Genomic DNA, 24,202 nt, shown 5'->3' on the forward strand with positions numbered 1-24,202 from the left:
ACTCGGGACTCGGGACTCGGAAAAGCGCGGCGCGCGTAGACGACGCGCTTAGTGTGCTTTGCTGTTCGAGTCCCGAGTCCCGAGTCCCGTGGCGCGCGCCGCGCGCCTCAGCCGACCACCACCTCGCTGATCTGCATCACCGGGGTCAGGTCGGTGTAGTTCTTGATGTCGCCGAGGATCTCGTCGGCATGCGGGCCGAAACCGGCCTGGAACGCGTCCACCGAGTCGCTGAAGATGTGGCACATGCCGACATAGGTCGGATCGCTGCCGGGGGCGCCGCCGGACAGGCCCTTGTCCACGGTGTAGCCCTTGCAGGCATCGCCCATGCGCGCCTGCAGCAGCGGCATGTGCGTGTCGCGGTAGTAGTCGTGGTCGAAACGGGCGCCTGGCGTGTACGGGTACATCACGCTGACCTTGATCATGCTGTTGCTCCTGTCGGTGATACCGCTGAAGGTCGGCCACCGCAGGGGCCTGGCCGGCGCTGGCGCAAGGCTAGCACCGGGCGTCGGTGGCGATAAGTGCCACGGATCAGGCCCAGGCCAGCCGCTGCCGGCCCGGGCCGCTCCAGGCGATCCTCAGGAAGGTTCCGCTCAGCAGGCCGCTGTCGCGCAGGTGGGCGAACACCTCCGCCGGGCACCATTCCCTGCCGTCGGCGAAGGCCACTCCCAACGCACGCAGCGCTGCGAACGCGGCCGCCTTGTGCGCGTCGTCCGCCACCTGCAGCAGCCACGCGTCGGGCTGCGCTGCCGCAGCGAATCCGAGTGCGGCCAATGCGGCATGCAGCCCATGGTTGGGCGCTCTGACGCGGATCGCATCGCCATCCGCTTTTTCGACATAGGCGATGGATCGCTCTTCATCCATCGGTCGGCGATGCTCCTGCGGCACCATGGTAATCGCGGCGTGTCGCCGAGTGCGCGGCGCGTAATTCCTTGGCCAGGCTGCGCCTCATTTCATCGTCGGCATCGCGAACTCGGCGTCGCGCGCCGCCGCCGGCCAGCGTGCGGTCACGGTCTTGAGCCGGGTGTAGAAGCGCACGCCGTCGGGGCCGTGCACGTGCAGCGGGCCGAACAGCGAGCGCTTCCAGCCGCCGAAGCCGTGGAACGCCATCGGCACCGGGATCGGCACGTTGATCCCGACCATGCCGGCCTGCACGCGCCGGGCGAAGGCGCGCGCGGCGCCGCCGTCGCGGGTGAACACCGCCGTGCCGTTGCCGTATTCGTGCGCGTCGACCAAGTGCAGCGCGGCCTCGGCGTCGGCCACGCGGACCACGCACAGCACCGGGCCGAAGATCTCTTCGCGGTAGATGCGCATGTCGGCACGCACGTGGTCGAACAGGCTGCCGCCGAGGAAGAAGCCAGCGGCCGCGGCCGGCATTGGCGCGGCGCGGCCGTCGACCAGCAGCGTGGCGCCGTCGGCCACGCCGCTGTCGATGTAGCCGCGCACGCGCTCGCGGTGTGCGGCGCTGATCAGCGGGCCCATGTCCGGCTCGTCGGCGCCGGCGCCCAGGCGCAGCGCGGCCACGCGCGGCGCCAGCCTGGCGACCAGCGCATCGGCCACCGTATCGCCCACGCACACCGCCACCGAGATCGCCATGCAGCGTTCGCCGGCCGAACCGTAGCCGGCGCCGAGCAGGGCGGATACCACGTCGTCCAGGTCGGCGTCGGGCAGCACCACCAGGTGGTTCTTGGCCCCGCCCAGCGCCTGCACGCGCTTGCCCAGCGCGCTGCCGCGCGCATACAGGTCGGCGGCGACCGGGGTGGAGCCGACGAAGCTCAGCGCCTGCACCTGCGGGTGTGCGAGCAGCGCGTCCACCGCCGGCTTGGCGCCGTGCACCACGTTGAACACGCCGTCCGGCAGGCCGGCTTCGTGCAGCCAGTCGGCCAGCAACAGCGACGCCGACGGATCGCGCTCGGACGGCTTGAGCACGAAGCTGTTGCCGCAGGCCAGCGCCACCGGCAGCATCCACAGCGGCACCATCGCCGGGAAGTTGAACGGGGTGACGCCGGCGACCACGCCCAGTGGCGCGTACTCGCTCCACGAATCCACGCCGCGGCCGACATCGACCGAGTGCTCGCCCTTGAGCAGGTGCGGGATGCCGCAGGCGAATTCCACCACCTCGATGCCGCGGGTGACCTCGCCGCGCGCATCGGAGACCACCTTGCCGTGCTCGGCGCTGATGCAGCGGGCCAGCGTGTCGGCATGCCGTTCCAGCAGTTCGCGGAAGCGGAACATCACCCGCGCGCGCTGCAGCGGCGGAGTCGCCGCCCAGGCCGGGAACGCCTGCGCGGCGGCGGCCACCGCCATCTCGACCGCATGCGCGCCGCCCAGCGGCACGCGCCGCGCCACCGCGCCGCTGGCCGGGTCGAACACCTCGGCATAGTCGCCGCTGCGGAAATCGACGCGGCGGCCGCCGATGTAGTGGGACAGGGACTCGTTCATCGTCGGCAATCCTCGAAGGAAAGGCTCAGCCCAGCGCATCCAGCGGCCGCACGAAATCCTGGCCCAGCGCCTGCGCCACCGCACGGTGGGTGAGCTTGCCGGCGTGCACGTTGAGGCCGTTGCGCAGGTCCTGGTCGTCGCGCAGCGCCTGCAGGCCGTGTTCGGCCAGCTGCAGCACGAACGGCAAGGTGGCGTTGGTCAGGGCGAAGGTGGAGGTGCGCGCCACGCCGCCGGGCATGTTGGCCACGCAGTAGTGGACGATGCCGTCGACCGTGTAGGTCGGCTGCTGGTGGGTGGTGGCGTGGCTGGTCTCGAAGCAGCCGCCCTGGTCGATCGCCACGTCCACCAGCACCGAGCCCGGCCGCAGCAGCGCCAGCTGCGCGCGCGACACCAGCTTGGGCGCGGCGGCGCCGGGGATCAGCACCGCGCCGATCACCAGGTCGGTGTGCGGCAGGCATTGCTCGATCGCGTCGCGGGTGGAATACAGCGTGGTCAGCTGGTGGCCGTACAGCTCGTCGAGGTACTTGAGCCGTTCCAGCGAGCGGTCCAGCACCGTCACCCGCGCATGCAGGCCCATCGCCATGCGCGCGGCGTTGACGCCGACCACGCCGCCGCCGATCACCAGCACTTCCGCCGGCTTGACCCCGGGCACGCCGCCGAGCAGCACGCCGGAGCCGCCTTGCGCCTTCTCCAGCGCATGCGCGCCGGCCTGGATCGCCATGCGCCCGGCGACCTCGCTCATCGGCGCCAGCAGCGGCAAGCCGCCGTGGCCGTCGGTGACGGTCTCGTAGGCGATCGCGGTGCAGCCGGAGCGCAGCAGCGCATTGGCCTGCGCCGGATCGGGCGCCAGGTGCAGGTAGGTGAACAGCAGTTGCCCGGGACGCAGCAGCGCGCATTCCTCCGGCTGCGGCTCCTTGACCTTGACGATCATGTCGGCCTGCGCGAACACGCTGGCCGCGTCGTCGGCCAGGCGCGCGCCGGCGCGTGCGTAGTCCGCATCGGTCAGGCCGATGGCTTGGCCGCCGTCGCGCTGCACCAGCACCTGGTGGCCGTGCAGCACCAGTTCGCGGACCCCGGCCGGGGTCAGCCCGATCCGGTACTCGTGGTTCTTGATCTCTTTCGGGACGCCGACCAGCATGAGCGGTTCTCCAGGCATGTGGCGCGCGTGGGGAGCGCGGAGCGGGTTGGGTGGGCGGGGGTCAGGGCGTGCTGCGGATTATGTCGGCGAGCACCGCGAAGATCCGGTCGATGTGTTCGCGCTCCACGATCAGCGGCGGCGACAGCGCGATGGTGTCGCCGGTGACGCGGATCAGCAGGCCGGCGTCGTGGAAGCAGCGTTCGAAGATCTCGTAGGCGCGCGCGCCGGGCGCATCCTTACGCGGCGCCAGTTCGATCGCGCCGATCAGGCCGAAATTGCGGATGTCGACGACGTGCGGCAGGCCCTTCAGCGCATGGATCGCCTGCTGCCAGTAGCCGCCCAGTTCGATCGCCTTGTCGAACAGCTTCTCTTCCGCATAGGTGTCCAGCGTCGCCAGCGCCGCGGCGCAGGCCAGCGGATGGCCGGAATAGGTGTAGCCGTGGAACAGGTCGATGGCGCCGGCCGGGCCGTGCGCGAACGCATCGTGGACGGCGTGCGAGACGAACACCGCGCCCATCGGCACGCAGCCGTTGGTCAGGCCCTTGGCGGTCGTCATCAGGTCCGGGGTCACGCCGAAGCGCTGCGCGGCGAAGGCCTTGCCGACGCGGCCGAAGCCGGTGATCACCTCGTCGAAGATCAGCACGATGCCGTGCTTGTCGCACAACTCGCGGATGCGCTGCAGATAGCCGTGCGGCGGCAGCACCACGCCGGCCGAGCCGGAGATCGGCTCGATGATCACCGCGGCGATGGTCGAGGCGTCGTGCAACGCGACCAGCCGCTCCAGATCTTCGGCCAGCTCCACGCCGTGCGCCGGCAGCCCCTGCGAGAAGGCGTTGCGCTCGATGTCCAGGGTATGCCGCAGGTGGTCCACGCCGGGCAGCAGCGGGCCGAACCACTTGCGGTTGTTGGGCAGCCCGCCGACCGAGATGCCGCCGAAACCGACGCCGTGGTAGCCCTTCTCGCGGCCGAGGAAGCGGGTGCGCTGGCCCTCGCCGCGGGCGCGGTGGTAGGCCAGCGCGATCTTCATCGCGGTGTCCACCGACTCGGAGCCGGAGTTGGTGTAGAACACGTGGTCCAGGCCGGGCGGGGCCAGTGCGACCAGGCGTTCGGCGAGCACGAACGGCAGCGGCGAGCCCATCTGGAAGGTCGGCGCGAAATCCAGCGTGGCGATCTGCCTGGACACCGCCTCGACGATGCGTGGCCGTGCGTGTCCCGCATTGCAGCACCACAGCCCGGCAGTGCCGTCGAGGATCTGGCGGCCGTCCACGCTGCGGTAGTACATGCCCTCGGCCGAGGCCAGCAGCCGCGGCCGCGCCTTGAACTGGCGGTTGGCGGTGAACGGCATCCAGAACGCGTCCATGCCGTCCGGCGCCTGCGTGGCCTGGGCGGCGTAGCGATCGGCCAGCGCCTGGGAGGAGGGGGGCGACTCGGTGCTCATCACAGGCTCCACGCGAGAGAAGTGTTGAAAAAACTTTACACCAACCGGGCGCGTGGTGGCGGGCGGGCCTCCGCCGCGGCGCCGGCGCCTCTCCGCCGTGCCGCCGCCGGCTGCACAGCGCCGGAACGCACGAAACGGCGCCACGACAGGCCCGTGCAGGCGCGCATGCCGGCCGCATCGCGTGGCGACCGGCAAATTGACCGCGAGGGCCGGCTGTGTAAAGTATCCGGCAACACCGCCAAGGCCTTCCTGATCACGCGATGGATATCGGCGCCCGCCTGCATCGGGTTCGTACCGCCCACGGACTGAGCCAGCGCGAGCTGGCCAAGCGGGTGGGCGTGACCAACAGCACCATCTCGCTGATCGAGCAGAACAAGGTCAGCCCTTCGGTGAGCTCGCTGAAGAAGGTGCTGGACGGCATCCCGATCTCGCTGGCCGATTTCTTCACCCAGGACCTGGACATCGGGCCGGCCGATGCGCCGTTCTATGCCGCCGACGAACTGCCCGACGTGGGCAGCGACGGCATCCACTACTACCTGGTCGGGCAACACCGTCCGCAGCGGCAGATGTGCATCCTGCGCGAGGTGATGCCGCCGGGCAGCGACACCGGCACCGCGATGCTGGTGCACGAGGGCGAGGAAGGCGGCGTGGTGGTGGCGGGCGAAGTGGAGATCACCGTCGGCACGCAGGTGCGCGTGCTGCGCGCCGGCGAGGGGTACTATTTCGAGAGCCGGGTGCCGCACCGGTTCCGCAATGTCGGCAGCGAGGCGGTGGTGATCGTCAGCGCCAACACCCCGGCCACGTTCTGAGCGCCGCCTGCGCCGCGGCGCGCGCTTGCGGCTCGCCACGACCGTACGACCCGCCGATCCGTTCCTTCCTCCCGACCCGGAGCTTCCGATGACCGCACCCCGCACCCGCGATGCCTGGCAGGCGATGGCCGACGCGCTGCAGCTGCGTACCCAGGCCTTCATCGACGGACGCTACGTCGCTGCGGCCAGCGGCAAGACCTTCGACTGCATCAGCCCGATCGACGGCCGCGTGCTCGGCCGGGTCGCCGAGGGCGAGGCCGAGGACATCGAACGTGCGGTCGCCGCGGCGCGGCGCAGTTTCGATGCCGGGCACTGGTCGCAGGCCAGGCCGGCGCAGCGCAAGAAGACCCTGCTGAAACTGGCGCAGCTGGTCGAACAGCATGCCGACGAGCTGGCGCTGCTGGAAGCGCTGGACATGGGCAAGCCGGTGCGCGACGCGCGCAGCGTGGACGTGGCGGCCACGGTGCGCTGCCTGGCCTGGACCGGCGAGGCGCTGGACAAGCTCTACGGCGAAGTGGCGCCGACCGGGCAGGACGAGCTGGGCCTGATCACCCGCGAGCCGCTGGGCGTGGTCGGCGCGATCGTGCCTTGGAATTTCCCGCTGCTGATGGCCGCGTGGAAGATCGCCCCGGCGCTGGCGGCGGGCAACTCGGTGGTGCTCAAGCCCTCGGAGAAATCGCCGCTGAGCGTGCTGCGCCTGGCCGAGCTGGTGGCCGAGGCCGGCATCCCCGATGGCGTGTTCAACGTGGTGCCAGGGTTCGGCAAGGGCGCCGGCGAGCCGCTGGCGCTGCACATGGACGTGGATGGCCTGGTGTTCACCGGGTCCACCGCGGTCGGCAAGCGCCTGTTGCAATGCGCCGGGCTGTCGAACATGAAACGCGCCTACATGGAATGCGGCGGCAAGAGCCCGAACCTGGTGTTCGCCGACGCGCCGGACCTGGAGCAGGCGGCGCAGGCCGCGGCCGGCGCGATCTTCTACAACCAGGGCGAGGTCTGCACCGCGGCCTCGCGCTTGCTGGTGGAGCGCTCGATCAAGGACGAGTTCGTGGCCCGTGTGGTCGCCGCCGGGCGCACGCTGCAGCCGCGGCACCCGTTCGACGACGATGCGGCGATGGGTGCGCTGGTGGACGAGGCGCAGACCCACCGCGTGCTCGACTACATCGCGCGCGGCAACGAGGAAGGCGCGCGGCTGCTGCTCGGCGGCAAGCGCGTGGAGGTGGTCGCCGGCGGCTGTTACGTGGAGCCGACCATCTTCGACGAGGTCGGCCACGAGCACACCATCGCGCGCGAGGAGATCTTCGGCCCGGTGCTGTCGGTGATCGCCTTCGACGACGAGGCGCACGCGCTGCGCATGGCCAACGACAGCGACTACGGCCTGGCCGCGGGCGTGTGGACCCGCGACATCGGCCGCGCGCACCGGGTGGCGCGCAAGCTGCGCGCCGGCAGCGTCTGGGTGAACTACTGGGACGGCGGCGACATGACCGCGCCGTTCGGCGGCTACAAGCAATCGGGCAACGGCCGCGACAAGTCGCTGCATGCGTTCGACAAGTACACCGAGATGAAGGCGACCTGGATCAATCTGGTTGGGTAGTTCGGGACTCGGGACTCGGGACTGGGGACTCGGGAGATGGTCGCGAATGCGCTGCATCCTCGCTTTTTTCTGTGGGAGGGGCTTCAGCCCCGACGCTTTTACCGATAAGGCGCCGGGGCTGAAGCCCCTCCCACAGAAAAAACGCTGTGCTTCAGTAGTAAGAAAAAACGCTTTTTCTTCAAAAAAATCGACGCTTTTTTTCATCGAATCGCTTGATAGCGATTTGCACCGGGACAGCATCCTGCCGTCCCGAGTCCCGAGTCCCGAGTCCCGAGTTCAAACCCGCTCCACGCGGCAGGCGAAACAGCCCTGTCGCGCATTGTGCAGATGCAGATAACGCAGGTGCGGATCGGCGAAGGCTTGCACGATCGCGGCTGCGATCGTTTCGCCGGCATGCACGTCGGCGGCGACCATCATGTCGGCCGCATCGTAGCCGCGCAGCGAGATCAGGCGCCTGCGGATCGCGTCGGGCACCTGGCCCGGTGCTGCCGTCGCGGTCTGCACGTGGCGGCGCACGTAGATCGGCCCGGCGGCGCGGTACGGCGTGTCGGCCGGCTGGTGCAGGTAGTGCAGCAGCAACAGGTCCTCGCCGGGCTGCGCGTCTTCCAGGCTGATCCGGCATGGGAAGCCCGGGGTCTGGTCGGCGCGGACGCGGCGCGCGCCGTGCGCGTGCAACTGCGCATCGTCGAGGTCGAACAGCGGTGCGAACGGTGCGGCGGGCAGGCCGACGCAGACGAAGCTGGACATATGCGCTCCAAGAGAAGATCGGGCGCATAGCGTGCGCGCCGCCGCGGCGCCGCGCTGGCCGGATTCGGACACGGCAGCGGCCGCCGCACGCGAGCGCCTCGATCGGGCACGATGCCGGTCGCCGCCGCGCCGTCGCTGCGCCCCGGGCCGGTAGCGAAAGAGCGCGGGCAGGGGCACGCGTGGCGGTCGCGTGCGGGCTCAGTCCGGCACGTACTCGGCAAAGGCGAGCGGATGTTTGGGATCGGCGGCGTCCACCTTGTCCGTGGTCTTCTTCAGCGCATCGGCGTCCGGCGCCGGATCCGAATTCAGCTGCCAGCTCTGCTGGATGCGCTTGTGGAACAGCCAGGTCTTGCGCTCGGGCACGTAGCGGAAGGTGATGAAGTCGGTCCAGTGCTGGCCGCAGGAGACGCCGTTCTGCACGGTGAAGTAGCGGCCCTTGGCCGCGAACGGATCGTCGCTGTCGGTGAACGGGTCGCACTGGCCGCCCTCGTCGCGCTTGAGCACCACGTGGTCGTTGCGCGCGGCCAGCCGGTAATGGCCGTCGGCCTGCTGCACGAAGATCAGCAGCGGCCGTGCCGGCGCCGGTTCGCGCTCGGCTTCGCCGCGTTGCTGCAGCGCCACCAGGTAGTCGGCGCGGCCGTCTCCGTCCAGGTCGGTGCGCAGCTGTTCCAGCGGCAGGTAGCCGGCCGGCAGCTGGCGCAGCACGTCGGCCGGCAGGTCGGCGGCGCGGGCGCCGTGCATGGCGAGCAGCAGGAGGCCGACAGCTGCGGCGACGCGGAGCGACATCGGCATTGGCATGGGAGCGTTTCGGATGTTGAGGGGTGCAAAGCCTAACCGACGCGGCACGTGAACGGCCGGATGGCGCCGCCAGCGCGCCGCTGCGCGACGTCGTTTCCTGCGCGGATCTGCCGCAGCGTCCTGGTGCCGAGCAGGCGTGGCCGCCAAGAGCGTCGGGACTGAGGTCCCTCCCACAAGAAGCGCCGAACAGCCTAGCAGGCGCCCGCCGCCTGCTTCGCAATCCCGAATCCGGAATCACACCAGCCCGGCAAAGGCTTCCGCCACCCCCTGCACCCGCCCGCAGTCATGCGCGTCGTAGCCGGGCAGCAGGCCGAGTTCGTGTTGGAACGTGTCGCTGCGCAGCAGGTCCACGATCGGCGCCAGGCGGCCGCTGTCCAGCGCCTCGCGGCGGCACAGCAGGAAATAGCGCTCGCTGGCGAGCGGGATGAAGTCCAGGCCGTAGCGCCGCGCCGGCGGTTCCAGGCCGAACCCGGCATCGGCCAGGCCGCTGGCGACGTAGGCGGCGACCGCGGCATGGGTCAGTTCCTCCATGTCGGCGCCATGCAGGGCGCTCAGCGGCAGGCCCTGCTGCGCCAGCAGGCATTCCAGCAGCAGGCGCGTGCCCGAGCCGGGTTGGCGATGGATGAAACGCACGTCGGCGCGCAACAGGTCGGGCAGGGCATGGATATGCTTGGGATTGCCGGGCGCCAGCACCAGGCCCTGGGTGCGCGTGGCCAGGTGCAGCACGCAATCGCCGTGCGGATCGAGCCGGTCGCGGTAGTGCGCGAGCAGTTCGTTCTCCAGTTCGCCGATCGGCAGGTGCAGGCTGGCCAGGTCGCAGGCGTCGTTGCGCAGCGCGGCCAGGGCATCGTCCGGGCTGCGGTATTTCAGTTCCAGCGGCGCGCCGGCCAGGACCATGCAGCGGCGCAGCGTCTCCACCCCGAAGCCATGCGAGGCGTGCAGGCGCAGCGGCGCCGCTTCCTGCCGGAACACGCGTTCCAGTTCGGTCTCCAGTTCGCTGGCCAGGCTTTCCAGGGTCGGCGCCAGGCGCGCGGCGATGCGCTGCTCGGCCCACACCAGGCGTTCGCCAATCGGCGCCAGCTGCGCGCCGCGGCCGCGGGTGGCGCGCAGCAGCGGCTGCCCGAACAGGCGCCGCGCCTCGCGCAGGGTGCCCCAGGCATAGCGGTAGGACAGCCCGGTCTGGCGGCAGGCCGCGGCCAGCGAGCCGGTGTCGCGGATCGCCAGCAGCAGTTCCGCCAGCCGCGGCGGCAGCCGCTGCCCGTCCTCGGTATGCAGCTCCCACTGCGGCTGGATGGTCACCTTGTACACGCGGGTTGCGGCTCGCAATAGGCTTTCTACAGCCGATTATTAGACCATCCGCCGCTCGGCGCCATCGCGCTTTCGTACTACGCTCGCGGCGCGCCGATGCGTCGGTCGTGCCGTCGAATCGGCCGTGCCGTGATAGGCAATATGCGCTCCATCACATAAAGACGCCGATGCACTTGAGGGGGAATCGAATGAGCGACTCGAGCAGCGCGGCCAGCGCCGCCCACGCTGGCCTGTTGGCGAAGGAACGTATCGTCGCCGGGCCGGGTTTCAACCGCTGGCTGGTGCCGCCGGCCGCGCTGGCGATCCATCTGTGCATCGGCATGGCCTACGGCTTCAGCGTGTTCTGGCTGCCCTTGTCCAAGGCGCTGGGGATCACCGAAGCGGTGGCGTGCCCGGCGGACATGGGCTTCCTGGCGCGCATCGTGTCGGCCAGCTGCGACTGGAAGATCAGCGAACTGCAGTGGATGTACACGCTGTTCTTCGTGCTGCTGGGCTGTTCGGCGGCGTTGTGGGGCGGCTGGCTGGAACGCGCCGGGCCGCGCAAGGCCGGCGTGGTCTCGGCGCTGTGCTGGTGCGGCGGGCTGGTGATCTCGGCGCTGGGCATCCATCTGCACCAGATCTGGATGCTGTGGCTGGGCTCGGGCGTGATCGGCGGCATCGGCCTGGGGCTGGGCTACATCTCGCCGGTGTCGACCCTGATCAAGTGGTTCCCGGACCGCCGCGGCATGGCCACCGGCATGGCGATCATGGGCTTCGGCGGCGGCGCGATGATCGGCAGCCCGCTGGCCGATGCGCTGATGCGCCACTTCGCCGGCCCCGACTCGGTCGGGGTGAAGGAGACCTTCCTGGTCATGGCCGCGCTGTATTTCGTGTTCATGATGGCCGGCGCGTTCGGCTACCGGGTGCCGCCGAGCGGCTGGACCCCGGCCGGCTGGACCGCCCCAGCGGCCAGCGCCAACGCGATGATCACCGCCCACCACGTGCACGTGAAGAAGGTCTGGGGCATCCCGCAGTTCTGGCTGCTGTGGGGCGTGCTGTGCCTGAACGTGTCGGCCGGCATCGGCGTGATCGGCATGGCCTCGCCGATGCTGCAGGAAGTGTTCGGCGGACGCCTGATCGGCGTGGACGCCGGCTTCGGCAGCCTGGACACCGCGCAGCTGGCGGCCATCGCCGCCATCGCCGCCGGCTTCACCGGCCTGCTCAGCCTGTTCAACATCGGCGGGCGCTTCTTCTGGGCCAGCATGTCCGACAAGCTCGGCCGCAAGCACACCTACAGCGTGTTCTTCGTGCTCGGCATCGCCCTGTACGCGGCGGCGCCGTGGGCCGGCAAGGTCGGCGGCAGCGCGCTGTTCGTCGGCATCTTCTGCGTGATCCTGTCGATGTACGGCGGCGGCTTCGCCACCATCCCGGCCTACCTGGCCGACCTGTTCGGCACGCAGATGGTCGGCGCGATCCATGGCCGCCTGCTGACCGCCTGGGCCACCGCCGGCATCCTCGGCCCGGTGGTGGTCGGCTACATGCGCGAATACCAGCTGGGCCTGGGCGTGCCGCCGTCACAGGTGTACAACACCACCATGTACATCCTGGCCGGGATGCTGGTGCTGGGCCTGATCTGCAATCTGCTGGTGCGGCCAGTGGCGGCCAGGCACTTCATGACCGCACAGGAGCTGGCCGCGGAGAAGCAGCTGGCGCACGAGAAGGTCGGCAGCAACGGCGGCGCGGCGTTGGACGCGGCGCAGCTGGCGCAGGTCGGCCACGGCGGCAACCCGCTGCTGGTGGCGCTGGCCTGGCTGGCGGTCGGGGTGCCGATGCTGTGGGGCATCTGGGTCACCTTGCAGAAGGCGTTCGTGCTGTTCCACTGAATTCGCGGGAGGGAGGCGTCACCATGTACTCGCGTGCGTCTTCCCGGCCCGGCGCCGTCGCGCGCGGCGTGCACCGCCATCGCGACGGGCGCACCGCGCTCACCCAGGATCTGGTGGCGGCCGAGGTGCCGGTGGCGTTCGCCTACAACGGCGAGCCGTTCGTGGTGATGATGGCCACCCCCGAAGACCTGCACGATTTCGCGCTGGGCTTCTCGCTCAGCGAAGGCATCGTCGAGGATCCGGCGCAGCTGCGCATCGCCAGCGTGGACACCTTCCTGGAAGGGGTCTCGCTGCAACTGCAGATCCCGCCCGCGCATGCCGCGGCCCTGCAGGCGCGGCGCCGCAACCTGCAGGGCCGCAGCGGCTGCGGGGTGTGCGGCAGCGAATCGATCGAGGCGGTGCTGCGCGCGCCGCGGCCGTTGCCGGCCGGTACCGCGATCGCGCCGGCGGCGCTGGCGCGGGCCTTGCGCGAGCTGCGCCAGCAGCAACCGCTCAACGCGATCACCGGCGCCACCCACGCCGCCGGATGGGCCGACGCCGATGGAGGCGTGCAGCTGGCGCGCGAGGACGTCGGCCGGCACAACGCGCTGGACAAGCTGATCGGCGCGCTGGCCACCGCCGGCGTCGATCCGGCCAGCGGCTTCGCCGTGGTCACCAGCCGCGCCAGCTACGAGATGGCGATGAAGGCCGCACAGGCCGGCATCCCGCTGCTGGCCGCCATTTCCGCACCCACCGCACTGGCGATCGCGCTGGCCGACAGCGCCGGCCTGACCCTGATCGGTTTCGCCCGCGACCACGATTACGTCGTCTACAGCCATCCGCAGCGCCTGCACCAGGCCGAGCACGCCGGAGAGCCCGCATGAGCAAGAAAACCATTCAACCGTACACGCAGCCTGCCGGCGGCTGGGGCGCGCTGCGCGCCGTCGCCACCCACCTGCTGCAACAGGACGTGGCGGTGCAGGGGGCCAAGACCCTGCTGCACGCCAACCAGCCCGACGGCTTCGACTGTCCCGGCTGCGCCTGGCCCGACCGCGACCACACCTCGACCTTCGAGTTCTGCGAGAACGGCGCCAAGGCGGTGGCCGCCGAAGCCACCGCGCGCCGCGCCACGCCGGAACTGTTCGCGCAGCACAGCGTCGCGCAGCTGGCCAGGTACAGCGACTACTGGCTGGAAGGGCAGGGCCGGCTGACCCATCCGCTGCGTTACGACAGCGCCAGCGACCACTACGTGCCGGTGGGCTGGGACGCCGCGTTCGCGCTGATCGCCACGCACCTCAACGGCCTGGCCTCGCCGGACGAGGCGATCTTCTACACCTCCGGGCGCACCAGCAACGAGGCCGCGTTCCTGTACCAGCTGTTCGTGCGCGAGTTCGGCACCAACAACTTCCCCGACTGCTCCAACATGTGCCACGAGCCGTCGGGCACCGCGCTCAAGTCGCAGATCGGCGTGGGCAAGGGCACGGTGTCGTTGCACGATTTCGAACTGGCCGATGCCATCTTCATCTTCGGCCAGAACCCGGGCACCAACCATCCGCGCATGCTCGGCGAGCTGCGCCAGGCGGCCAGGCGCGGCGCGGCGATCGTGTCGTTCAATCCGCTGCGCGAGCGCGGCCTGGAGAAGTTCGCCGATCCGCAGGACAAGCTGCAGATGCTGCACAACGGTTCGACGCGGATTTCGTCGGACTACTTCCAGTTGAAGATCGGCGGCGACCTGGCCGCGGTCAAGGGCATCATCAAGCACGTGCTGGAGCGCGATGCCGAGGCCGCGCGCGCGGCGCAACCGCGCCTGCTCGACCTGCAGTTCATCACCCAGCACACCGCCAACTTCGACGCCTTCGCCGCGGACGTGATCGCCGAACCGTGGGCGACCATCGTCGAGGAATCCGGGCTGAGCGAGGCCGAGCTGCGCCATGCCGGCGAGATCTACCTGAAATCCGAACGGCTGATCGCCTGTTGGGGCATGGGCATCACCCAGCACAAGCACTCGGTGGCCACGATCCACATGATCGCCAACCTGCTGCTGCTGCGCGGCCATCTGGGCCGCCCCGGCGCCGGCGCCTGCCCGGTGCGCGGGCACAGCAACGTGCAGGGCGACCGCACGATGATGATCTACGAGAAGCCGCCGGCCGCGTTCCTGGACCGGTTGCAGCAGGTGTTCGGGTTCGATCCGCCGCGCGCATCCGGTTTCGACACCGTCGGCGCGATCGAGGCGATGCGCGACGGCCGCGCCAGGACCTTCTTCGGCATGGGCGGCAACTTCGCCACCGCCACCCCCGACACCGAGGCCACGCATCGCGCGCTGCGCCGCTGCGACCTCACCGTACACGTGACCACCAAGCTCAACCGCAGCCACCTGGTGCACGGCCGCGACGCGCTGATCCTGCCGTGCCTGGGGCGCACCGAGATCGACATCCAGGAGGCCGGACCGCAGAGCGTCAGCGTCGAGGACTCGATGAGCATGGTGCACCTGTCGGCGGGGATCAATCCGCCGGCGTCGCCGGAGCTGCTGTCGGAACCGGCGATCGTCGCGCGCCTGGCCGAAGCCACGCTCGGCGCGCGCAGCGCGATCCGCTGGCGCTGGCTGGCCGCCGACTACGACCGCATCCGCGACCTGATCGCGCAGGTGTTCGAGGATTTCGCCGACTTCAACGCGCGGGTACGCGTGCCCGGCGGCTTCCGCCTGTCCAATACCGCGCGCGACCGGGTGTGGGACACCCCGGAAGGCCGCGCGGTGTTCAAGGTGCACGCGGTGCCCACCGACAACCCGATCCACCGCGCGCGCCGCCAGCGCCCCGCGCAACCGGTGTTCACCCTGGCCACGACGCGCTCGCACGACCAGTACAACACCACCATCTATGGCCTGGACGACCGCTACCGCGGCGTGTTCGGCGAGCGCCGGGTGCTGTTCATCAACGCTGCCGACATCGCCGATCTGGGCCTGCAGGCCGGCGCCTGGGTGGACCTGGAAAGCCTCGGCGAAGACGGCGTGCAGCGCCATGCCAAGCGTTTCCTGCTGGTGGAGTACAACATCCCGCGCGGCTGCCTGGCCGCCTACTACCCGGAGACCAACGGCCTGGTGCCGCTGTCCAGCTTCGCCGACGAGGCGCGCACGCCGACCTCCAAGTCGATCCCGGTGGTGGTGACGCCGCACCTGGCCGATGCCGCCGACGCGGCGCCGCGCGACATCGGCGTGGCGCTTGTCCGCTGATCCGGCGCTGACCCGGGCGCTGCTGGAGGCGCTGGCGCCGGAGCCGGAGGGCGTCGCGCTGGCGCGCTTGTGCAAGCGCCTGGGCGTGCGCATGAGCGTGCTGCTGCGCACCCTGGCCTGGCTGGGCGAGGCCACCCTGGACGGGCGCGCGGGGCCGGGCTGGATCCGGGTGGAGACGCGCGGCGAGCGCGAGGTGGCGGTGCTGACCGCCGCCGGCCGCGCGCAACTGCCGCGCTGAGCGCCAAGCGGCGTGGCGCTGCGGCGCCGCGGCCGATCTGCCAGAATCGGGCGGTTTCCCGTCGATGCCGCCTCCATGACCGCTGCCGCGCTTCCCGCTTCGCCCGTCAATTCGCCGCGCCGCGTGCTGCTGGCCAGCCTGATCGGCACCACCATCGAGTTCTTCGATTTCTACATCTACGCCACCGCCGCGGTGCTGGTGTTCCCGAAACTGTTCTTCCCGACCGGCGACGCCGACGCGGCGCGGCTGCAGTCGCTGGCCACGTTCGCGGTGGCGTTCGTGGCGCGGCCGGTCGGCTCGGCGCTGTTCGGCCATTTCGGCGACCGCATCGGGCGCAAGGCGACGCTGGTGGCCGCGCTGCTGACCATGGGCCTGTCCACGGTGGTGATCGGGCTGTTGCCCAGCTACGCCAGCATCGGCATGTGGGCGCCGGCGCTGCTGGCGCTGTGCCGCTTCGGCCAGGGCCTTGGCCTGGGCGGCGAATGGGGCGGGGCGGTGTTGCTGGCCACCGAGAACGCGCCGCCGGGCAAGCGCGCCTGGTACGGCATGTTCCCGCAACTGGGCGCGCCACTGGGCTTCCTGCTGTCCTCCGGGATCTTCCTGCTGCTCGGTGCGGTGCTCGACGATACGCAGTTCATGCGCTGGGGCTGGCGCATCCCGTTCGTGGCCAGTGCGCTGCTGGTGGTGACCGGGCTGTGGGTGCGCCTGCGCATCCACGAAACCCCGGATTTCCAGAGGGCGCTGCAACGCAAGGAGCGGGTGGCGTTGCCGATGTGGACGGTGCTGTCGCGGCATGCCGGTGCGCTGCTGCTCGGCACCTTCGGCGTGTTCGCGACCTTCATGCTGTTCTATCTGATGACGGTGTTCGCGCTGGGTTACGGCACCGCGGTACTCGGCTACGGCCGCGAGCAGTTCCTGCTGCTGCAGATGGTCGGCATCCTGTTCTTCGCCGCCGGCATTCCGATATCGGCGCATTACGGCGACCGCTACGGCACGCATCGCACGATGATCGTGGCCGGCCTCGTCATCGTCCTGTTCGGGCTGGGCTTCGCGCCGCTGTTCGGCGCTGCGCATCCATGGCAGCTGCTGGCGTTCCTGTCGCTGGGTTCGTTCTTCATGGGCCTGACCTACGGGCCCTGCGGCACCTTGCTGGCCGAACTGTATCCGGTGCAGGTGCGTTACACCGGTGCCTCGATGTCGTTCAACCTGGCCGGCATCATCGGTGCGGCACCGGCGCCGTACGTGGCCAGCTGGCTGGCCAAGCACTACGGCCTGCCATGGGTCGGCTACTACCTCAGTGCCGGAGCGGCGTTGAGCCTGCTGGCGCTGCTGGTGATCGGCGCCAGGCGCCGCTGAGGCCAGCGCACGCTGCGCTCAGGCGGCGTGCTCGACCCGGTTGCGGCCGCCGGCCTTGGCCAGGTACAGGTGCTTGTCGGCCTCGGCCAAGAGCGGGTGCAGCGCAGCGCGCCGTGCGTCGCTGGTGCACACGCCGATGCTGATGGTGATGCGCAGCGTCTGCTCGCCCACCTGCACCTGCAGTGCGTCGATGCGCTGGCGCAGGGTCTCGAAATAGGCGCTGGCCGCCGCGGCATCCAGGCCCGGCACCAGCATGCAGAATTCCTCGCCGCCGAAGCGCGCCACCAGATCCTGCGGGCGCGCATGCGCAGCCACCGTCGTCGCCACCGCGCGCAGCGCGTCGTCGCCGGCTTCGTGGCCCCAGCTGTCGTTGATGTGCTTGAAATGGTCGATGTCGAGCATCGCCACGCTGACCGTGTCGCTGTGCGCCAGCCATTGCGGCAGCAGGCGCTGGCTCTGTTCCAGGAAGTGCCGGCGGTTGGGCAGGCCGGTGAGGAAATCGCGCGTGGCCAGGTCCTGCAGCGTGCCGATCAGTTCCAGCTGGTCCACGTTCTGCGACACGCGGCAGAAGAATTCCTCGCGCGAAAAAGGTTTGCGCAGGAAGTCGTTGGCGCCGTTCTTGAGGAAGCGCGGCACCAGCGACGGATCGCTGTTGCCGGACAGGCCGATCACCGCCAGCTTGTCGCGGGCGCGGATCGCGCGCAGCCGGCGGGTGAACTCCACCCCTTCCATGCCCGGCATTTCCTGGTCGACCACGGCCAGGCGGATCGCCGGATTGGCCTCCACCGCCTTCAGTCCGGCGGCGCCGTCGGCGGCTTCCACCACCTGGTAGCCGTACATCGCCAGCAGGCTCGCCGCATACGCGCGCGCCGACGGCGAATCGTCCACCACCAGCGCGGCGATGCTGCGGTTGCGCGCCAGCCGCTGCACCAGCCAGGCCAGGTAGTCGATGCTGCCGGGCGCGTTCTTCAGCACGAAGTCGATGATCTGCTGGGTCAGCACGCGCTTGCGCAGGCTTTCGTCGTAGACCCCGCTGACCACCACCGTGGGCAGGCCGCGGGCGACGAAGAAATCCACCACCGTGTCGCGGTCGCCGTCGGCCAGCACCAGCCCGGTCAGGGCCAGGAACCAGGAACCGCCGTCGTCCAGTGCGCGCGCCGCTTCGGCCAGGGTCGAGACCACGGTGACCGGCAGTTCCACCCGCTGCTCGATCGCCTCGCGCAGCAGCCCGGTGAACGTGCGCGAATTCTCCACCAGCAGGATGCGCTGCTGGGCAGCCCCGCTTTCGCTGGCAATCGGATAGGCCGGCAACGGTTGCAGCATGCGAGCCGCGCAATGCGCCCTTGGGGAGTAGACCTCAGTTAGCGGCCGTGCCGCGGGCAACTTTAGACCGTCCGGCGGCGCGCGCATGCCGTCGGCGCGGCGCGTTCACCACAGCGCGTCGCGCAGCTTGTACCAGGACATCGCCGCCACCAGCAGCGGCGTGCGCAGCAGGCGCCCGCCGGGAAACGGCGCGTGCGGGATTTTCGCGAACAGGTCCAGGCGCTGCGCCTGCCCGGCGATGGCCGCGGCGATGGCATCGCCGGCCAGGCCGGTGGCGGCCACGCCGTGGCCGGAAAAACCCTGCGCGAAATAGACGTTGGGGGTCAGCCGGCCCCAGTGCGGGGCGCGGTTGCGGGTGATGTCGACGTAGCCGCCCCACACGTAGTCCAGCTCGACCGCGCGCAGCTGCGGGAACACCCGGCGCATGCGCCGGGTCATGACCCCGCGCAGGCCCGGCGGCGGCAGCGAGGAGTAGCTGGCGCGGCCGCCGAACAGCAGGCGGTGGTCGCGGCTGAGGCGGAAATAGTCCAGCGCCCAGTTCACGTCGGCCACCGCCATGTCGTTGCCGATCAGCTCGCGCGCCAGCGCCGCGCCCAGCGGCGCGCTGGCCCCGATGTAGGTGCCGACCGGCATGATCCGCGATTCCAGTTCCGGCGCGATGCCGCGCAGCCAGGCATTGCCGGCCAGCACCGCGAAATCGGCCTGCACCGCGCCGTGCGCGCTGCGCAGGATCGGCCGCGCGCCGCGCACCAGCGCGGTCACCGGCGACTGTTCGTAGATGCGCACGCCGGCGGCCAGCGCCGCACGCGCCAGCCCGTGTGCGTACTCGAGCGGGTGCAGGTGGCCGCTGGCCGGGTCGTACATCGCGCCCAGGTAGCGCTCGCTGCGCAGTTGTGCGTGCAATTGCTCGCGGTCCCACCACTGCAGCGGGTAGTCGTAGCGCTGCGCCATCTCGACGATGCCGGCCTGCAGCGCGCGCACCTGGCGCGGCTTGATCGCCACATGCGCATGGCCGTCGCGCCAGTCGCAGGCGATGGCGTGGCGCTGGATGCGGTTGCGCAGCAGCTGCATGCCGTCGCGCGAGAAATCGAACAGCAGCCGCGCCTCGGCGCTGCCGAGCAACGCCTCCAGCTTGTGCTGCTCGCAGCCGTAGCCGACGATGGCCTGGCCGCCGTTGCGCCCGGACGCGCCCCAGCCGACCCGCTGCGCTTCCACGATCGCGACCTGGTAACCGGCCTCGGCCAGCGCCAGCGCCGCGCTCAACCCGGTATAGCCGGCGCCGAGGATGCACACGTCGGCCCGTACCTGGCCGCGCAACGGCGGCTGCGGCGGGAAGGGGGCGGCGCTGGCGGTGTACCAGGAGGTGTCGGGACTGGGGACTGGGGACTGGGGACTCGGGGAGAAGCGGGTCATGGCGGCGAGCTGCTGTAGAGGGGAAACATGGGGTCGGCCTCCGGATGCTTGGCTTTTGCTTTCCGAGTCCCGAGTCCCGAGTCCCCAGTCCCGGCTCCACTCACACCGTCCGCAGGTACCACCGGTAATCCAGATCGCTCACCTGCGCATGGAAATCCAGCATCTCGCGGCGTTTCTGCTGGCCGTAGACGTGGCGGAAGCGGCTACCGAATTGCTCGGCGACGAAGTCGCTGGCGAGGAATCCGGCGATCGCGCCGCGCCAGTCAGGATGGCGGATCTGCGTCTGTTCGTAAGCGTTGCCCTGCACCGGCGGGCCTGGGTCGAAACCCTGCTGCAGGCCGTGCCCGATGCCGGCCAGCACCGCCGCGGCGACCAGATACGGATTGGCGTCGGCGCCGGCGATGCGGTGCTCGATGCGGGTATTGGCCGGATCGCTGTACGGCACCCGCATCGCCACGGTGCGGTTGTTGAAGCCCCAGCTGTCGTTGAGCGGCACGAACGCATTGGGCACGAAGCGGCGGTAGCTGTTGGCGTGCGGGGCGAACAGCAGCAGGCAGTCGTCGGCGCTGCGCTGCAGCCCGCCGATGGCATGGCGCAATGCGTCGGCCGGCGCCTGCGGGGTGCCGGCGAAGACGTTGTCGCCGGCCTCGTCGAGCAGGCTCACGTGCAGGTGCAGGCCGCTGCCGGACTGCGCGGCGAACGGCTTGGCCATGAAGCTGGCGAGCAGGCCCTGCTGCTGCGCGATCGCCTTGATCGCGCGCTTGAGCATCAGCGCGTCGTCGCAGGCGGCGAGCGCGTCGCCGCGGTGCTTGAGGTTGATCTCGAACTGGCCGGGCGCGTACTCGGCGACCGCGGTATCGGCGGGGATGCCCTGCGCGCGGCAGGCCTGCGCGACCGCGTCGGTGAAGCCGCGCTGGTCGTCCAGTTCCTGCATGTAGTAGACCTGGGTGCTGTCGTTGCGCAGCCCGGTGTGCGCCTGCAGCGGCGGTTGCGGGCGGCCATCGGCATCGGCGCGCGGATCGAACAGGTAGAACTCCAGTTCCACCGCGATCACCGGGGTCAGCCCGCGCGCGCGCAGCCGCGCCAGCACCCGCGCCAGCACTTCGCGCGGGGCGATGTCCAGCGGGTCACCGGCGCCGTCGCGCATCGCCAGCAGCAACTGCGCCGACGGCACCGGCGCCCACGGCACCGGCTGCAGCGTGCCGGGGACCGGGAAGCACAGCCGGTCCTCGTCGCCGATGGCGTAGCCCAGGCCGGTCTCCTCGACCGTGTTGCCGGTGATGTCGGTGGCGATCAGCGACATCGGCAGGCATACGCCGTCGCGATAGACCTTTTCCAGCGCGTCGCGGGCGATGCGCTTGCCGCGCAGCAGGCCGTTGCCGTCCGGCAGCAGCAGGTCGATCTGTTCGCAGCCGGGGATGCGCTGCAGGGCCCGGGCGGCGTCCGGGGGCAGGGGCGGAGCGTCGTGGGTGCGGGTCATGGTGGCGGCCTGCGGGAGTGCGACGAGCTTAGCAGAGCGGGGTTCGCGTCAAGAATACTCAACAGGTCGAGGCGCCGGCAGCGTGGGATGCGCCGGGTGCCGCGTCTGCGTGCCGGCCATCGCGATCCTGTAATAAAGCGCGCTGCGCCGGATACGGGCAGTGGCCGTGCGCCCGCGCCCACCGCCATGCGCCGCTGTGGCGTGTTGTAAAAATAAAACGCCCGGGGTAACTTGCGGCGACGCCACACGAGCTCTTCGCATGGCTGTATCGCCCCTGGTCGGCCTGTCGACCGATCGCAAGCTCATCGGCCAGCATCCGTTCCTGGTCGCTGGAGAAAAGTACCTGCGTGCCGCGGTCGACGGCGCCGGGGTGACGCCGGTGCTGCTGCCGTCGCTGCAGCCGCCGGTCGCGCCGCGCGACTGGCTGGTGCGGCTGGACGGCCTGTTGCTGACCGGCGCGGTCAGCAACATCGAACCGCATCATTACGGCGACGAACCCAGCTGGCTCGGCAATCCGCACGATCCGGCGCGCGACGCCAACACGCTGGACCTGATCCCGCAGGCGATCGCGCTCGGCCTGCCGATCCTGGCGATCTGCCGCGGCTTCCAGGAAGTCAACGTGGCCCTGGGCGGCACCCTGCACCAGAAGGTGCACGCGGTGCCCGGGCTGTCGGATCATCGCGAGGACACCCAGGCCGCGCTGGACCTGCAGTACGCGCCGGTGCACGAGGTGACCCTGAGCGAAGGCGGCTGGCTGGCGGACATCGCCGGCAGGGAGCGGGTGCGGGTCAACTCGCTGCACGGGCAGGGCGTGGCCCGGCTCGGCGGCGACCTGATCGTGGAGGCACGCGCGCCGGACGGATTGATCGAGGCGTTCCGCGGTATCGGTCCCGGCTTCCTGCTGGGCGTACAGTGGCATCCGGAATGGCGCGTCCTCGACGACCCGTTCTACCTGGGCATCTTCCAATCCTTCGGCGATGCCTGTCGCCACTACGCGGCTCGCCGCACGCACTGAATCGAATTCCCCCATGGCCAGCCGACCGCGCTCCCGCAAGAACACCCCCGAACAGCAGGAAAGCTCGCTGCGCCGTTGGCTGAAGGATCGCCACATCACCGAGGTCGAGTGCCTGGTGCCGGACATCACCGGCAACGCACGCGGCAAGATCATTCCCGCGGCCAAGTTCTCCCACGACTACGGCACGCGCCTGCCCGAGGGCATCTTCGCCACCACCGTCACCGGCGAGTATCCCGACGACTACTACGACCTGACCTCGCCGTCGGACTCGGACATGCAGCTGCGCCCGGACCCGGATACGGTGCGGATGGTGCCGTGGGCCACCGACCCGACCGCGCAGGTGATCCACGACTGCTACACCAAGGACGGCCAGCCGCACGACCTGGCGCCGCGCAACGTCCTGCGCGGCGTGCTGCAGGCCTATGCGGAGCTCGGCCTGAAACCGGTGGTCGCCCCGGAACTGGAATTCTTCCTGGTGCAGAAGAACACCGATCCGGACTTCCCGCTGCTGCCGCCGGCCGGCCGCTCGGGGCGGCCGGAGACGGCGCGGCAGTCGTACTCGATCGACGCGGTCAACGAATTCGACCCGATCCTGGACCTGATGTACGACTATTGCGACGCGATGGAACTGGACGTGGACACCTTGATCCACGAATCCGGCGCGGCGCAGCTGGAGGTCAACTTCACCCATTCCGATGCGCTGTCGCGCGCCGACCAGGTATTCCTGTTCAAGCGCACGATGCGCGAGGCGGCGATGCGCCACGGCGTCTACGCCACGTTCCTGGCCAAGCCGATGGAGAACGAGCCGGGCAGCGCGATGCACATCCACCAGAGCCTGGTCGACAAGCACGGCAAGAACGTGTTCAGCGGGCGCCGCGCCGGCGAGTACAGCCGCACCTTCGCGCACTACCTGGCGGGGTTGCAGAAGTACGTGCCGATGGCGATGGCGCTGCTGGCGCCGAACGTCAATTCCTACCGCCGGCTGATGTTCGGCGAGGTGTCGCCGAGCAATGTGCTGTGGGGTTTCGACAACCGCACCTGCGGGCTGCGGGTGCCGATCGACACGATCGAGAACATGCGGGTGGAGAGCCGCTTCGCCGGCTCCGACGCCAATCCGTACCTGGCGATGGCGGCGACGCTGGCCTGCGGGTTGCTGGGCATCCGCGAGAAGCTGGAGCCGACCGAGCCGATCAGCGGCAACGGCAAGGAGATGGGCTACCAGTTGCCGCGCTCGCTGGGCGAGGCGCTGGACGAGTTGGAGCGGTGTACGCCGCTGCAGGAGATGCTGGGGCCGCGTTTCGTGCGCGCGTACATTTCGGTCAAGCGCAAGGAGTACGAGACGTTCTTCCGGGTGATCAGTTCGTGGGAACGTGAGTTCTTGTTGTTGAACGTGTGAGTGTGCTCTTGCTTGTGATGGCGCATCGAGAAGGTTGCAATCGCAAGCTGTTGTTGTTGTTGTTGTTGTTGTTGTTGTTGCTTTGCTTTTGATCTACCGGGCCCCCTCAGCGCGGCAGGCCCGGCGGGCGAATACCCGAAGGGCGGCGCGCAGGATGCGCGACGTTTTTCGCTGGCACATGGATGTGCCATCGAAAAATGCCCGTTGGGCCTGCGGACCCGGAGCGCGAAGCGCGGAGGGCGCGCTGCGGGGTGTGCTTTCTTTTGGTTACTTTTCTTTGCACAAGCAAAGAAAAGTGACTCGCGCCCAAGCGCGAAAGCTTTTGCTCTTGCTTTGCTTGTAGGGCTTAAGCAGTAGCAACGGAGCAGCAGGAGCAAAGCTTTCGCCTTACGGCGAGTCACTTTTCTTTGCTCGCGCAAAGAAAAGTAACCAAAAGAAAGCGCGCCCTGCCTCGCGCCCTCCGCGCTGCGCGCTCCAGGTCCGCGTCCATGACGGGGATTCGCGGAAGGGGCATCCTGCCCCTGCCGCGAACGGCGCACATCCATGTGCGCCGCCCTTCGGGTTTTTCCCCGCCATGGCCGCCGCTTCGGAAGGGAACCCGGTAAGTCAAAGGCGAAAGCAACAGCAACAGCCGCAGCAACAG

General features: G+C 69.9%; 20 protein-coding genes. 9 read left to right on the forward strand and 11 right to left on the reverse strand.

Annotation, left to right across the window (positions count from 1 at the left end; all coding sequences use genetic code 11):
- Positions 1-107: 107 nt before the first annotated feature.
- The 5 genes from NRY95_08745 to NRY95_08765 all read right to left on the reverse strand — a co-directional run bounded on the left by NRY95_08745 (position 108) and on the right by NRY95_08765 (position 4,937).
- Positions 108-422, reverse strand: a complete 315-nt coding sequence (locus NRY95_08745) for an EthD family reductase (GenBank protein UYC18023.1) — start codon at positions 420-422, stop codon at positions 108-110.
- Between the two features lie 106 nt (positions 423-528).
- A complete protein-coding gene (locus NRY95_08750) occupies positions 529-888 on the reverse strand; it encodes a hypothetical protein (protein UYC18024.1) in 360 nt (119 codons plus the stop codon).
- A gap of 57 nt (positions 889-945) precedes the next feature.
- Complete coding sequence (locus tag NRY95_08755) at positions 946-2,439, reverse strand: CoA-acylating methylmalonate-semialdehyde dehydrogenase (protein UYC18025.1); 1,494 nt, start codon at positions 2,437-2,439, stop codon at positions 946-948.
- A 25-nt stretch (positions 2,440-2,464) separates the two neighbouring features.
- Positions 2,465-3,577, reverse strand: a complete 1,113-nt coding sequence (gene ald, locus NRY95_08760) for an alanine dehydrogenase (protein ID UYC18026.1) — start codon at positions 3,575-3,577, stop codon at positions 2,465-2,467.
- Positions 3,578-3,638: 61 nt separating this feature from the next.
- Positions 3,639-4,937 carry an aspartate aminotransferase family protein gene (locus NRY95_08765; protein ID UYC18540.1) on the reverse strand — a complete coding sequence of 433 codons (1,299 nt, stop codon included), beginning with the start codon at positions 4,935-4,937 and terminating at the stop codon, positions 3,639-3,641.
- A 338-nt stretch (positions 4,938-5,275) separates the two neighbouring features.
- Between NRY95_08765 and NRY95_08770 the strand changes: the two genes are divergently transcribed.
- Together NRY95_08770 and NRY95_08775 are read left to right on the forward strand one after the other, a co-directional pair.
- Entirely contained in the window at positions 5,276-5,824 is a 549-nt protein-coding gene (locus tag NRY95_08770; protein UYC18027.1) for a cupin domain-containing protein, read from the forward strand.
- An 88-nt stretch (positions 5,825-5,912) separates the two neighbouring features.
- Positions 5,913-7,415 (forward strand): aldehyde dehydrogenase, encoded by a 1,503-nt coding sequence (locus NRY95_08775; GenBank protein UYC18028.1) that lies wholly within the window; start codon positions 5,913-5,915, stop codon positions 7,413-7,415.
- Between the two features lie 276 nt (positions 7,416-7,691).
- Here NRY95_08775 and NRY95_08780 read toward each other — a convergent pair whose 3' ends face one another.
- From NRY95_08780 to NRY95_08790, 3 genes are all read right to left on the reverse strand, one after another.
- Positions 7,692-8,162, reverse strand: a complete 471-nt coding sequence (locus NRY95_08780) for a DUF1203 domain-containing protein (GenBank protein ID UYC18029.1) — start codon at positions 8,160-8,162, stop codon at positions 7,692-7,694.
- Between the two features lie 198 nt (positions 8,163-8,360).
- Complete coding sequence (locus NRY95_08785; protein ID UYC18030.1) at positions 8,361-8,903, reverse strand: hypothetical protein; 543 nt, start codon at positions 8,901-8,903, stop codon at positions 8,361-8,363.
- Between the two features lie 291 nt (positions 8,904-9,194).
- On the reverse strand, positions 9,195-10,268 hold the full coding sequence (locus tag NRY95_08790) for a helix-turn-helix transcriptional regulator (GenBank protein ID UYC18031.1): 1,074 nt from the start codon (positions 10,266-10,268) through the stop codon (positions 9,195-9,197).
- A 188-nt stretch (positions 10,269-10,456) separates the two neighbouring features.
- On the opposite strand from NRY95_08790, the gene NRY95_08795 reads away from it, so the two are divergent.
- From NRY95_08795 to NRY95_08815, 5 genes are all read left to right on the forward strand, one after another.
- Positions 10,457-12,130: an OFA family MFS transporter gene (locus tag NRY95_08795; GenBank protein ID UYC18032.1), complete on the forward strand. Its 1,674-nt coding sequence runs from the start codon at positions 10,457-10,459 to the stop codon at positions 12,128-12,130.
- Positions 12,131-12,153: 23 nt separating this feature from the next.
- Positions 12,154-12,993, forward strand: coding sequence for a formate dehydrogenase accessory sulfurtransferase FdhD (gene fdhD, locus NRY95_08800; protein UYC18033.1), 840 nt, complete (start codon positions 12,154-12,156; stop codon positions 12,991-12,993).
- Complete coding sequence (locus NRY95_08805) at positions 12,990-15,338, forward strand: FdhF/YdeP family oxidoreductase (protein UYC18034.1); 2,349 nt, start codon at positions 12,990-12,992, stop codon at positions 15,336-15,338. The genes fdhD and NRY95_08805 overlap by 4 nt, the downstream gene beginning before the upstream one ends.
- Positions 15,328-15,576, forward strand: a complete 249-nt coding sequence (locus tag NRY95_08810; GenBank protein UYC18035.1) for a hypothetical protein — start codon at positions 15,328-15,330, stop codon at positions 15,574-15,576. The genes NRY95_08805 and NRY95_08810 overlap by 11 nt, the downstream gene beginning before the upstream one ends.
- Positions 15,577-15,651: 75 nt before the next feature.
- On the forward strand, positions 15,652-16,932 hold the full coding sequence (locus NRY95_08815; GenBank protein UYC18036.1) for an MHS family MFS transporter: 1,281 nt from the start codon (positions 15,652-15,654) through the stop codon (positions 16,930-16,932).
- A gap of 18 nt (positions 16,933-16,950) precedes the next feature.
- On the opposite strand, the gene NRY95_08820 is transcribed toward NRY95_08815, so the two are convergent.
- The 3 genes from NRY95_08820 to NRY95_08830 all read right to left on the reverse strand — a co-directional run bounded on the left by NRY95_08820 (position 16,951) and on the right by NRY95_08830 (position 21,148).
- Positions 16,951-18,255 carry a diguanylate cyclase gene (locus NRY95_08820; protein ID UYC18037.1) on the reverse strand — a complete coding sequence of 435 codons (1,305 nt, stop codon included), beginning with the start codon at positions 18,253-18,255 and terminating at the stop codon, positions 16,951-16,953.
- Between the two features lie 105 nt (positions 18,256-18,360).
- Positions 18,361-19,668, reverse strand: coding sequence for an FAD-binding oxidoreductase (locus NRY95_08825; GenBank protein UYC18038.1), 1,308 nt, complete (start codon positions 19,666-19,668; stop codon positions 18,361-18,363).
- A 100-nt stretch (positions 19,669-19,768) separates the two neighbouring features.
- Complete coding sequence (locus tag NRY95_08830; protein ID UYC18039.1) at positions 19,769-21,148, reverse strand: glutamine synthetase family protein; 1,380 nt, start codon at positions 21,146-21,148, stop codon at positions 19,769-19,771.
- A 259-nt stretch (positions 21,149-21,407) separates the two neighbouring features.
- Here NRY95_08830 and NRY95_08835 point away from each other — a divergent pair, with 259 nt between their 5' ends.
- A complete protein-coding gene (locus NRY95_08835; protein UYC18040.1) occupies positions 21,408-22,163 on the forward strand; it encodes a gamma-glutamyl-gamma-aminobutyrate hydrolase family protein in 756 nt (251 codons plus the stop codon).
- Positions 22,164-22,176: 13 nt separating this feature from the next.
- Positions 22,177-23,559, forward strand: coding sequence for a glutamine synthetase family protein (locus NRY95_08840; GenBank protein ID UYC18041.1), 1,383 nt, complete (start codon positions 22,177-22,179; stop codon positions 23,557-23,559).
- Positions 23,560-24,202: the final 643 nt, after the last annotated feature.

The organism is Xanthomonas campestris pv. phormiicola (genome assembly GCA_025666215.1).
Lineage (GTDB): Bacteria > Pseudomonadota > Gammaproteobacteria > Xanthomonadales > Xanthomonadaceae > Xanthomonas_A > Xanthomonas_A campestris_A.